The sequence below is a fragment of the Enterobacter sp. K16B genome (genome assembly GCF_020216105.1).
Taxonomy (GTDB): Bacteria; Pseudomonadota; Gammaproteobacteria; order Enterobacterales; family Enterobacteriaceae; genus Enterobacter; species Enterobacter sichuanensis.
Genome location: NZ_JAIWJZ010000011.1, coordinates 175,107 through 187,455, shown reverse-complemented (window position 1 = coordinate 187,455; position 12,349 = coordinate 175,107). Strand labels below are relative to the sequence as shown.

General features: G+C 55.8%; 10 protein-coding genes. 7 read left to right on the top strand and 3 right to left on the bottom strand.

Annotation, left to right across the window (positions count from 1 at the left end):
* The first annotated feature begins 215 nt into the window (after positions 1-215).
* Genes tauA through tauD form a run of 4 tightly spaced genes read left to right on the top strand, consistent with a single transcriptional unit; the run spans position 216 to position 3,628 of the window.
* Complete coding sequence (tauA, locus tag LDK53_RS03415) at positions 216-1,178, top strand: taurine ABC transporter substrate-binding protein (RefSeq protein WP_025756238.1); 963 nt, start codon at positions 216-218, stop codon at positions 1,176-1,178.
* A gap of 10 nt (positions 1,179-1,188) precedes the next feature.
* Positions 1,189-1,956, top strand: coding sequence for a taurine ABC transporter ATP-binding subunit (gene tauB, locus LDK53_RS03410; protein ID WP_225284328.1), 768 nt, complete (start codon positions 1,189-1,191; stop codon positions 1,954-1,956).
* Positions 1,953-2,780, top strand: coding sequence for a taurine ABC transporter permease TauC (gene tauC, locus LDK53_RS03405; RefSeq protein WP_047957848.1), 828 nt, complete (start codon positions 1,953-1,955; stop codon positions 2,778-2,780). The genes tauB and tauC overlap by 4 nt, the downstream gene beginning before the upstream one ends.
* Complete coding sequence (tauD, locus tag LDK53_RS03400; RefSeq protein WP_095441177.1) at positions 2,777-3,628, top strand: taurine dioxygenase; 852 nt, start codon at positions 2,777-2,779, stop codon at positions 3,626-3,628. Before tauC ends, tauD begins: the two co-directional genes overlap by 4 nt.
* A 69-nt stretch (positions 3,629-3,697) precedes the next feature.
* On the opposite strand, the gene LDK53_RS03395 is transcribed toward tauD, so the two are convergent.
* On the bottom strand, positions 3,698-5,422 hold the full coding sequence (locus LDK53_RS03395; protein WP_225284326.1) for a lysophospholipid acyltransferase family protein: 1,725 nt from the start codon (positions 5,420-5,422) through the stop codon (positions 3,698-3,700).
* A 72-nt stretch (positions 5,423-5,494) separates the two neighbouring features.
* Complete coding sequence (hemB, locus tag LDK53_RS03390) at positions 5,495-6,469, bottom strand: porphobilinogen synthase (protein WP_025756233.1); 975 nt, start codon at positions 6,467-6,469, stop codon at positions 5,495-5,497.
* Between the two features lie 432 nt (positions 6,470-6,901).
* On the opposite strand from hemB, the gene LDK53_RS03385 reads away from it, so the two are divergent.
* Both LDK53_RS03385 and LDK53_RS03380 read left to right on the top strand, forming a co-directional pair.
* Positions 6,902-9,676: an autotransporter outer membrane beta-barrel domain-containing protein gene (locus tag LDK53_RS03385; protein WP_225284316.1), complete on the top strand. Its 2,775-nt coding sequence runs from the start codon at positions 6,902-6,904 to the stop codon at positions 9,674-9,676.
* Positions 9,677-9,769: 93 nt separating this feature from the next.
* Positions 9,770-10,393: a helix-turn-helix domain-containing protein gene (locus LDK53_RS03380; protein WP_045285195.1), complete on the top strand. Its 624-nt coding sequence runs from the start codon at positions 9,770-9,772 to the stop codon at positions 10,391-10,393.
* A 2-nt stretch (positions 10,394-10,395) separates the two neighbouring features.
* Here the strand turns inward: LDK53_RS03380 and ampH are convergent, their stop codons facing one another.
* Complete coding sequence (gene ampH, locus LDK53_RS03375) at positions 10,396-11,556, bottom strand: D-alanyl-D-alanine-carboxypeptidase/endopeptidase AmpH (RefSeq protein WP_045285196.1); 1,161 nt, start codon at positions 11,554-11,556, stop codon at positions 10,396-10,398.
* 203 nt (positions 11,557-11,759) lie between these two features.
* Between ampH and LDK53_RS03370 the strand changes: the two genes are divergently transcribed.
* Entirely contained in the window at positions 11,760-12,293 is a 534-nt protein-coding gene (locus tag LDK53_RS03370; protein ID WP_025756229.1) for a cysteine hydrolase family protein, read from the top strand.
* The last annotated feature ends 56 nt before the right edge of the window (positions 12,294-12,349 follow it).

Here is a 12,349-nt window from a genome sequence, read left to right as displayed (position 1 = left end):
TTCATTTTCCTGAAACAACCTTCGTCGCTTTCGGTAAAAAAATTACTGAGGATCCCTCAGCCCACAGGGAGAGAGAAAAAACACCGCACAAAATTCACTATCCTTTCCCGCTTTTTATCTAAAAACGAATGGTTATTAGCGATTCATTTTAATTCCTTTATCAAAATTCCTCCGCCGGAAATACTGCCCTCATAACAACAAGGGGAGCAGGCATTATGGCAATTTCATCGCGAATCACACTACTCGGCGCCCTGGCGCTGTGGGCATTTCAGGCGCAGGCGGTGGACGTCACCGTCGCGTATCAAACCTCTGCGGAACCGGCGAAAGTCGCGCAGGCGGATAACACCTTTGCCAAAGAGAGCGGCGCAAAAGTTGACTGGCGTAAGTTCGACAGCGGGGCGGCCGTGGTGCGCGCGCTGGCGTCCGGCGATGTGCAGATCGGCAATATCGGATCCAGCCCGCTGGCGGTCGCGGCCAGCCAGCAGGTACCGATTGAGGTGTTCCTGCTGGCGTCACAGCTCGGTAACTCCGAAGCGCTGGTGGTGAAGAAAAACATCACCAAACCGGAAGATCTGATCGGCAAGCGTATCGCCGTGCCGTTTATCTCCACCACTCACTACAGCCTGCTGGCGGCGCTCAAACACTGGGGCATCAAACCGGGTCAGGTACAAATTATCAACCTGCAGCCGCCGGCCATTATCGCGGCCTGGCAGCGCGGCGATATTGACGGGGCTTACGTCTGGGCACCGGCCGTGAACGAGCTGGAAAAAGAGGGCACCGTGCTGACCGACTCCGAAAAAGTGGGCCAGTGGGGCGCGCCAACCCTCGACGTATGGGTCGTGCGTAAAGACTTCGCTGAGAAGCATCCTGAGGTGGTGAAGGCCTTTGCCAAAAGCGCCATTGACGCCCAGCAGCCCTACATCAGCAACCCGGATGAGTGGCTGAAGCAGCCCGCCAACCTGGAAAAACTCTCCCGCCTGAGCGGCGTGCCGGAAGCGGACGTGCCGGGGCTGGTGAAGGGTAATACCTATCTGACCCCCGCGCAGCAGGTACAACAGCTGACCGGGCCGGTAAACAAAGCGATTGTGGATACGGCCACCTTCCTGAAAGAGCAGGGCAAAGTGCCTGCTGTGGCGACGGATTACAGCCAGTACGTGACCGACCGCTTTGTGAAATAAGGAGTCCGCCATGCTGAATATTACAAATCTGTCTGCCGATTACGGTGGTAAACCCGCGTTAGAAGAGATCAACCTGACGCTGGACAGCGGGGAGTTGCTGGTGGTGCTGGGTCCGTCCGGGTGCGGGAAAACCACGCTGCTGAATCTGATCGCCGGGTTTGTACCGTATCAGCATGGCACCATTCAACTGGAAGGCAAAAGGGTGGAGGGCCCGGGTGCCGAGCGCGGCGTGGTCTTTCAGAACGAAGGGCTGCTCCCCTGGCGCAACGTGCAGGAAAACGTGGCATTTGGGCTGCAGCTTGCGGGCGTCAGTCGTGAAAAAAGGCTGGCCATCGCGCGGGAGATGCTGAAAAAAGTGGGGCTCGAAGGGGCCGAAAAGCGGTTTATCTGGCAGCTTTCCGGCGGCCAGCGCCAGCGGGTCGGCATTGCCCGCGCGCTGGCGGCCAACCCGCAGCTGTTACTGCTGGATGAACCGTTCGGCGCGCTGGATGCGTTCACCCGGGAGCAGATGCAAACCCTGCTTTTACGCCTGTGGCATGAAACGGGCAAGCAGGTGCTGCTGATCACCCATGATATTGAAGAGGCGGTATTTATGGCCACCGAACTGGTGCTGCTATCACCGGGGCCGGGTCGCGTGCGGGAGCGCTTACCGCTGGATTTTGCCCGCCGCTACGTTGCGGGGGAACCCGTGCGCAGCATCAAATCCGATCCGCTGTTTATTGAACAGCGTGAATACGTCTTAAGCCGCGTGTTTGACGAACGGGAGGCTTTCTCATGAGCATTGTCTTCAGTGAAAAAACGCGCCGCACGCGCCTCAGCTTACGCTGGCCGTTCTCCCGCCAGATCACGCTCAGCGTGGGGACGTTGCTGGCGTTACTCGCGGTGTGGTGGCTGGTTGCCGCGCAGGCGTGGGTCAGCCCGCTGTTCCTGCCGCCGCCGGGACAGGTGCTGGCCAAACTGATTACCATCGCCGGGCCGCAGGGCTTTATGGATGCCACGCTCTGGCAGCATCTCGGTGCAAGCCTGACGCGTATTCTGGTGGCGCTGCTGGCGGCGGTGGTGCTGGGTATTCCGGTCGGCATCGCGATGGGGTTAAGCCCGACGGTGCGCGGCATTCTTGACCCGCTGATTGAGCTTTACCGCCCGGTGCCGCCGCTGGCGTATCTGCCGCTGATGGTGATCTGGTTTGGTATTGGTGAAACGTCAAAGATCCTGCTGATCTATCTGGCGATTTTTGCCCCGGTTGCCATGTCCGCTCTGGCGGGGGTGAAAAGCGCCCAGCAGGTAAGGATCCGCGCGGCGCAGTCGCTGGGCGCCAGCCGAACGCAGGTGCTGCTGTTCGTGATTTTACCGGGCGCGCTGCCTGAGATTTTAACCGGGTTACGCATTGGACTTGGCGTGGGCTGGTCAACGCTGGTGGCGGCTGAGCTGATCGCCGCCACGCGGGGATTAGGGTTTATGGTGCAGTCGGCGGGAGAGTTTCTGGCGACTGACGTGGTGCTGGCAGGGATCGCGGTGATCGCCGTGATCGCCTTCGGATTAGAACTGGGGCTGCGCGCGTTACAGCGCCGTCTGACGCCCTGGCATGGAGAAATACAATGAGTGAACGTCTGACCATTACCCCACTGGGGCCGTTTATTGGCGCGCAGGTGTCGGGCCTGGATGTAACCCGTCCCCTGAGCGATAACCAGTTCGAGCAGTTGTACCATGCGGTGCTGCGCCATCAGGTCGTATTCCTGCGTGAGCAGGCGATCACCCCGCAGCAGCAGCGTGCGCTGGCCCTGCGCTTTGGCGATCTGCATATTCATCCGGTTTATCCGCATGCCGAAGGGGTAGAGGAGATTATCGTCCTGGATACCCACAACGATAACCCGCCGGATAACGATAACTGGCATACCGATGTGACCTTTATCGAGACGCCACCGGCCGGGGCGATTCTGGCGGCGAAGCAGCTGCCGGAAACGGGAGGCGATACGCTGTGGACCAGCGGTATCGCGGCTTATGAGGCGCTGTCGGCACCGTTCCGGACGTTGCTGAGCGGCCTGCGGGCGGAGCATGACTTCAAAAAGTCGTTCCCGGAATACAAGTACCGGAAAACCGAGGCGGAGCATCAGCGCTGGCTGGAGGCGGTTGCGAAACATCCACCGCTGCTGCACCCGGTGGTGCGCACCCATCCGGTCACGGGCAAGCAGGCGCTGTTTGTGAACGAAGGGTTCACGACGCGCATTGTGGACGTGACGGAAAAAGAGAGTGAGGCGCTGTTAAGCTTCCTGTTCGCGCATATCACCAAACCGGAGTTCCAGGTGCGCTGGCGCTGGCAGGAGAACGATCTGGCAATCTGGGATAACCGCGTGACGCAGCACTATGCCAATGCAGACTATCTGCCCCAGCGGCGGATTATGCAGCGGGCGACGATTTTAGGGGATAAACCGTTTTACCGTGCATCTTGATCCCCTCACCCTAACCCTCTCCCCAAAGGGGAGAGGGGACTGCCATGTGCGGTTTTCACCCTCTCCCTTTTAGTGAGAGGGCTGGGGTGAGGGTATTAAATGCGCCTCAATATACCGCTGATAACGGTTCGCCTTGAGATAACACAAATCCACCAGCACCAGCCCATCGACGCAGTCGTTGAACGACGGGTCGCTGCCAAAATCAATAAACTGCACGCCGCCGGGTTCGCAAAGCTCGGAATACTGCTTGTAGAGTGGCGGAATACCGCAGCCAAGATTGCCGAGCAGGGATTTCAGCTTCGTCAGATCGTCCACGTAATCCACGCCGCCAAACTGCGCCAGAACGTCCGGCAGGGAGGCCGGGTAAGGCTGACGTGACGCGGCGAGCGGATGCGTCGCCGGGAACCACAGGCGGTAAAAGGCCACCAGCAGATCCCGTGCGGCAGGCGGTAAGCCGCCGGAAATGGAGACCGGGCCAAACAGGTAGCGATAGTGCGGATAGCGCGCCAGGTAAGCCCCAATGCCGGACCATAAATAATCCAGGCCGCGGCGACCCCAGTAGCGCGGCTGAATAAAGCTGCGCCCCAGCTCAATGCCGTGTTCCAGCACGTCCTGCATTTTATCGTCGTAGTGGAACAGGCTGTAGCTGTACAACCCTTCCAGACCGCGACGTTCAACCTGGCTGGCGGTCGGCATAAAGCGATATGCGCCGACGATCTCCAGATCCTCATCATCCCAGAGGATCAGGTGCAGATAATCATCATCGTAACGGTCAGTGTCCCGACGTTTACCGCTCCCTTCTTCCACCGCGCGAAAAGCAATCTCGCGCAGACGGCCCAGTTCGCGCAAGAGCGGGGCATCTTCCTGACCGTTGCGCTGCCAAAGATAGATGGTTTTACCGTCACTGGTTTTGCCCAGACATTCGGCCTGCGCCAGCGCGCGTTTCAGGGTGGCACGATCTTCCGGACGGGCAATGGCACACTGGGTTTTAAAGATGCCAGGCACTCCCTTGCCAAGACGCATCACGTGCTGACGACACTGCTCGGCCATCTCACGCGACGAAAGGGTGGCGCTATGCCAGTGATGCCACGCAATCTGCTGGCCGATTTTTATCGGCAGCTGGCTGTGACGGCGGCGAAACATCTGTTGCATCAGCAGCAGCATCGACAGCGTTGGGGAGAGCAGCGTGCTGGCATAAAAGAGCAGGCTGTTGTGGGCCTGAATATGTACCGGAAGCAGCGGGACGCGCAGCTTGCCGGCGAGTTTAATAAATCCTGGGTGCCATTTTTTATCGCGAATGCCTTTGCGCGTGGGGCGAGAGACTTCGCCCGCCGGGAAGAAGATCAGCACGCCCGCATTTTGCAGATGCTGTTCCATCTGCACCAGAGATGTTTTCGCCGTCCTGCCGCCCATATTGTCTACCGGGATAAACAGCGAGCTGAGGGGCTCAAGGTGGGTCAGCATCCGGTTAGTGACGACTTTAACGTCGCGCCGCACGCGGGAAACGGCATACAGCAACGCCAGCCCGTCCAGCGTCCCTGTCGGGTGGTTGGCAATAATGACCAGCGGGCCATGTTCGGGGATTTGTTCGAGGTCGCGGGCGGAAATGGTGCAGACGATATCAAGGTGTTCCAGAACCTGCTCCACCATATCCAGCCCTTTCAGGTGGCGGTGGGCGGCGGCAAACTGCTGAAATTCGTCTTCGTAAAACAGTCTTTTTAACAGACTTTTTTGCCAGGGTGCAAGCCTCGCCTGAGGCCAAAGATCGTCGAGAACGCTATCGAGGCTAAACATGGTCACTCCTCCTGCCGTCTTGCCCAGACAGTAGAAGGAGGAGATGTCGGTTGTATTGCAGTTTGGTGAAGATTAGCGGAGGATTTTTTTCTCGGCCAGATCCAGTGCGAAGTAGCTGAAGATCAGATCCGCACCCGCGCGTTTGATCGCCCCCAGGCTTTCCAGGATCACTTTCTCTTCGTCAATTGCACCCGCCAGCGCAGCGAACTTGATCATCGCATACTCACCGCTGACCTGGTAAGCGCCCAGCGGCAGCTCGGTACGCTCGCGGATGTCGCGCAGAATATCCAGATACGCGCCAGCCGGTTTCACCATCAGGCAATCAGCACCCTGGGCTTCATCAAGCAGGGATTCGCGGATCGCTTCCCGACGGTTCAGCGGGTTCATCTGATAGGTTTTACGATCGCCCTTCAGCGCGGTACCGGCAGCTTCACGGAACGGGCCGTAGAAGGAAGAGGCAAATTTGGTGGAGTAGGACATGATGGCGGTGTCGGTAAAGCCCGCCGCATCCAGAGCCTGGCGAATTGCCTGTACCTGTCCGTCCATCGCGGCAGAAGGGGCGATGAAATCGGCTCCTGCAGCGGCCGCGACGACAGCCTGCTTGCCCAGGTTCAACAGGGTGGCATCGTTATCTACGCCATGATCGCACAGCACGCCGCAGTGGCCGTGCGAGGTATATTCGCAGAAGCAGGTGTCGGACATCACCACCATTTCCGGCACGGTCTCTTTGCAGATACGCGACATGCGGGCGACGAGGCCATCCTCTTTCCACGCGTCGCTGCCGGTCGCGTCGGTATGGTGGGAGATGCCGAAGGTCATCACCGAGCGGATCCCCGCGTTGGCGATGCGTTCGATCTCACGCGCCAGATGTTTCTCAGGAATGCGCATCACGCCAGGCATGGCTTCGATGGCCTTGTAGTCATCAATCTCTTCTTCGACAAAAATCGGCAACACCAGATCGTTTAAGGTCAGGGTTGTCTCTTCAAACATGGCGCGCAGTGCAGGTGACTTGCGCAGGCGGCGGGGGCGTGCAATTAAATCGGTCATGGTATGCCTGATGTTTGTGGAACAAAGAGGGCTAGTGTACATCAAAGTGGCGGCTGTGGTTTTACGAAAGTGGGCTTTTTGTTAATGCGAAATGCGTTCTGCGATGTTTCAGGCGATAACTTTATATAACGCGAAAAGCGCGGTTTTTAACGGCGTGAAGTATTGGTGAAATTTCTGTATTGAAATAAATATATCATAAATAATGATTTCTTATTCTTTAAAATATTCCCTGTGCTTAGGGTGTTTATTTCCCAGGTGACTGTTTTGTCGTGTTTGTTTACGCGTTTTTGATGCTGTTTGTCTGTATCCGGACTTAATTGAATCATTCATTGAACCTTTTCGAAATGAAAATGCATAATTCGCTGCGCAATAAAATATTGCCAAATGATTTGATGGACAAACTTGCTTACGTCCCTGAGGAGGGATGACCCAATGCAAACATGGAAAAAGAAACTGGTTGTATCTCAACTTGCATTAGCCTGTACCCTGGCTATCGCTTCTCAGGCCAATGCGAAAGATATTTCCGGCACGACATATAATACTTTTGGATATGATAATACCGTGACGACACCCTGGTATTATGGGTATGCTGACTGGGATTACGCCGGTGACAGTCATGACGGTGATATTTATCCGGTGATTAATAAATCCACCGTGAATGGCGTTATTTCAACGTATTATCTGGACGATGGTATTAATGGTCGGGCAAATGCGTTGAGCATTTCCAACAGCACCATTAATGGCATGATTACCTCGAAGTGTATGACCACAACCTGTGATAATGGTGTGGATCCGGATGGTACAACCCATACGCAATACGATCGTTTTAGCCTGACGGTTGATCACTCCACCATTAACGACGCCTATGAGCATTATGCTTACGATGTTGTAAACGGCGATAACACCGATACCCACTCACTGGATACCTACGGGCTGGGCAATGCGATTACCCTGGATGTGGAATCGGATATTGTTATCCAGAATAACTCTCACGTTGCCGGTATTACGCTGACGCAGGGTTATCAACAACCGGATAACACCCCGTATGACGGCGTTGAAGGCGTGGCGAATAATAGCCATGTTTTCACCAATACCCTGGTGGTAAAAGACTCTGTTCTGACATCTGGCGCCTATAGCGATCTGGGCACCAGCGGATTCTACGGCCAGACGGCGAAGCCGAGTGATTATGGTGAAAATAATGCAACCGCGGCAGACGACGCGGCGCTGATCGTTGCTGCCGGTGCGTCTGACAACGCGATGCAAACGACCGCGACGTTTGATCACTCCACCGTGACGGGCGATATTCTCTTCTCCAGCACCTTCGACAATAACTTCTACGAGAATGGGGATCCGGCAACCGATACCACCGCAGACGGCGTGTATAACCCAACCACCAACGGCTGGGATGGCACCGATAAACTGGATGTCACGCTGACCAACGGCAGCAAATGGGTGGGTGCTGCGCAGTCCAGCGTTGAGGCCATCGGTACGTCACAAATGTATGGCCAGGGATACAGCAACGTTGACTGGCGAGCGCTCTCTCCGAACAGTATCTGGCCGGATTCCACCTACGACAGCAACGGTCACGTTGCCGGGGAGGATGTTTATCAGAGCGGTCTGTTTAACGTCACGCTGGATAACGGCTCTGAGTGGGATACCCGTAAGCAGTCGAATATCGATACGTTGAAGGTAAACCACCAGTCGCAGGTGAATGTTGAAAACTCTGGCCTGCTGGCGGATACCATCACCCTGACCAATGCCTCATCATTGAACGTGGGCGACAGCGGTGGCGTGGCGACCGACCATCTGTATCTGGACAGCTATAGCCGTGCGGCACTGACGGAAGAAACGGCGGAGCTGTATGCTAACACCATCACCGTCGATAACGGTGCTGAGCTGGCACTGGGACTGGGTCAGGTTGATACGCACAATATGGTACTGACCGATGGCGGTGTGCTGAACGTAGCCAGCCGTGATTACGTGCTGAACAGCGATCTGAACAACGCACGCTATATCACTAACGATACGCACAAAGCCGAGTACGACTATGGTGTTGTGGCGCTGAATTCTGACGGCCATCTGGCGGTGAACGGTGATGTCGCAGGCAACTACAAGGTGCGTATCGACGATGCGACGGGGGCCGGTTCCGTTGCCGATTACAAAAACCGAGAGATCGTTCGTGTCTATGACAATAACGCGGATACGGCAGCCAGCTTCACTGCCGCCAACAAAGCCGATTTAGGCGCTTATACCTACCAGGCGAAGCAGCAGGGGGATACCGTCGTTCTGCAGCAGAAAGAGCTGACCGACTACGCCAATATGGCGCTGAGCATTCCTTCTGCTAATACCAACATCTGGAACCTGCAGCAGGATACCGTAGGGACGCGTCTGACCAACAGCCGTCACGGCCTGGCGGATAACGGTGGGGCGTGGGTGAGCTACTTTGGCGGCAACGTCGACGGTGACAACGGCGTTATCCGCTACGATCAGGACGTCAGCGGCATTATGGTGGGTCTGGATACGCAGATCGACGGTAATAACGCGAAGTGGATCGTCGGTGGCGCGGCAGGGTTCGCGAAAGGGGATATCAGCGATCGTACCGGTCAGGTTGATCAGGATAGCCAGACGGCGATGATCTATGCCTCAGCGAAGTTTGCGAACGATGTGTTCCTCGACAGCTCCCTGAGCTATACCCGTTTCAATAATGATCTTTCCGCAACTATGAGCAACGGTCAGTACGTGGACGGTAATACCACGACAGATGCGGTCGGCTTTGGAATGAAACTGGGCTATGACTGGAAACCCAACCTGTCTGGCTACGTGACACCATACGCTGCCGTCTCGGGCCTGTTCCAGTCGGGTGATGATTACCGTCTGAGTAACGACATGCGCGTTGACGGGCAATCTTACGATAGCCTGCGTTATGAACTCGGCATTGATGCGGGTTACACCTTCAACTACGGCGGTGACCAGGCTCTGACGCCTTACTTCAAACTGGCTTATGTCTATGATGACGCTGATAACAATGCTGATATTAACGGTGACAGCATCGATAACGGCGTAGAAGGTTCCGCTGTGCGCGTGGGACTGGGGACACAGTTCAGCTTTACGAAGAACTTCAGTGCTTACACGGATGCCACTTATCTGGGCGGCGGCGACGTTGACCAGAACTGGGGCGCCAATGTGGGCGTGAAATATACCTGGTAATGTCTGCCAGCGGGGGAAATTATCCCCCGCTTTTTTATCGATAAAAATAAAAAATAATATTGAACCGACAAATACGGATGTCTTGAGGTCTGCATGAACGTTAATGCGAAACCACTTGCTGAATTAAGCCGGCTCGAACAGTGTCTGATAGCAGCCAGTACCCCTTTTCAATCTGCGCCACAACAATTCATTCTATCCGGTGAGTGTAATGAGCCCCGCACGATCGTATTACAAACCGGTATAATGGATATTTATCGTCATTCTGATGAATTGCTGGTGGGTATCGCAAAAGCGCCATTTATTTTGGGCCTGTCCAGCGTGATGATTAAACATTGCCAGAAATACAACGTGGTCGCCAAAACACCCTGCACGGGATTTTATTTATCGACTGACACCACCCGGCAACTCATACAACAGAATGCGCTCTGGAAAGAGGCCTTCAGTTGGTTATCGTGGATAAATTACCTTCTTGCGAAACGCGATATGCAACTGGTGGGAAATAATTCCTACCACCAGATCCGCGCCATGCTGCTGAATATGGCCGAGTGGGATGAAACGCTGCGCTCAAAAATTGGTGTAATGAATCATATTCAACAAAGCACCCGAATTTCGCGCTCGGTGGTGGCAGAGGTTCTCGCCGCGCTTCGGCAAGGAAACTATATCAACATGAGCCGGGGCAAGCTGGTTAGCATCAACCGCTTGCCCATGGAGTATTAAGATCAGTTCGACGCGGTGAGCACCTGGGCTTTATTGGCGCTCAGTTCAGCCACTAAATTATTAATACCGTCACTCATATTGACGAAACGCGTATGCGGTGAGCGGGTGACCACCACGAACGCCCCTACGTTTGACTGTGGGATCATTGCCATATAGGTAATGAAGCCCCCGCCGCCGCCCGTTTTTTGGATAATACCCGGACGGCCATTTTTCGGCGCCATATAGACCCAGCCCAGGCCGAGGGCATCGGCTTTACCCGGCACGTCCATCCCGATGACGCGGTTCAGTTGCGTGCGCTGATAAATCAGGGTCTGCATCCGGTCGGCCTGGCTGTTGCGAGTGTAGAAATCCGAGGAGAGGAACTGCTGCATCCAGCGCATCATATCACCAGGGGTGGAATACACCCCACCGCTGCCTACGGCCGCCAGCGTGTTATTACAGGGGCTTGCGCCTTTCTCGGCCACCATCAGACGACGGCACTGATCCGGGGAAGGGGTAAAGGTGGTGTCTTTCATCCCCAGCGGACGGGTGATCTGCTCTTCAAACAGCTGAGGGTAGGGTTTGCCGGCCGCCGTTGAGAGGGCATCCGCCAGCAGGTCAAACGCCAGATTCGAATAAGAGGCCTGCGAACCCGGCGCCACCTTCAGCGTGGCGGTACTCAGGTAACTCCAGCGCTGGTCACGCGTAGGCCAGACAAAGACGTCACGATGCGCCGCGCCGCCTGGCTGCTCACGCGGCAGGGCACTGGTATGGGTGGCAAGGTTCACCAGCCGGATCGGTGTCCCCTGATACGTCGGTACCCGCGCGCCCGGGGGCGCATATTTGCTGAGCGGGTCGTCGAGCTTCACCACGCCCTGGTCGAGGAGTTTCACCAGCATTTCGCTGGTCATCAGCTTGGTTAAGGACGCGATGCGGATAACGGAATCCAGCTGCGGGCGAACGTTATTACCCGGGCGCGTTTCGCCAAAGCTGCGGAACACTCGCTGGTTGCCGTCGATCACGACCAACGCCATCCCGGTCGCGCCGCTGCCGTAATAGATTAGATTCGCGTAGCGATCGGCAATATCAGAAGCTAAAACCGGCGCCGTCAGCGGTTGGGCTGCCTGGGCGGTAGAAAAGCTCACCGCACACAGCGCGGCAAAAAAGAGCAGACAACGTTTCAACGAAGAGCATCCATGAAGTGAATGAGGAAAGTAATGGGTATTTATACTACTAATCGGTGTCGCGCAATGCCCCGAATTACATAACATAGCGAGAAAAACGTAACCATGGGTAAATATAAACAATTTACTCAGGAGCCATCTCCCATTTTGTGACATCGGGCTTATGATAGGCACCAGTGTCACTTAATTTTACGGAGAACGGTATGTCTGAGAAGCGTGTGGTGATGGTTGTCGATATGCAGCAAGGGGTATTTGAGACCCCTCGTCTTCAGCGAGAAAAATGTGTTTCGCGTATCAACCAGCTTACGCAGGCGGCCGATACCGTCATCTTTATTCAGCACACGGAAGAGGGTGGGCTGGAGGAGGGGAGCGAAGGGTTTGCCCTGCTTCCCGAGCTGGACCAGCCAGCCGGCGCGTTTTACGTGACGAAGACCGCCTGTGACGCCTTCTACAACACCGGGCTTGAGACGCTGCTGCGTGAGCAGGGCATTCGCGAGTTTGTGATCTGCGGCTGCGCCACGGATTATTGTGTTGACGCGACAATCAAGAACGGCGTCAGTCGCGGGTATCACATCACCGTCGCAGAGGATGCCCATACCACATCCAACCGCCCGGCTGCAGAAGCACAGATCCTGATCAACCACCACAACGACGTCTGGCGCAACTTCATTGCACCGGCGAATCCTCTCGCGGTGAAACGCACCGAAACAATTCTCGAAAACTGGAAAGCGAACTAATTATCAACCCCTGGGTCTGACCTTTTTGCCTGAGTCGGGAGACTGGCTCAGGCAGA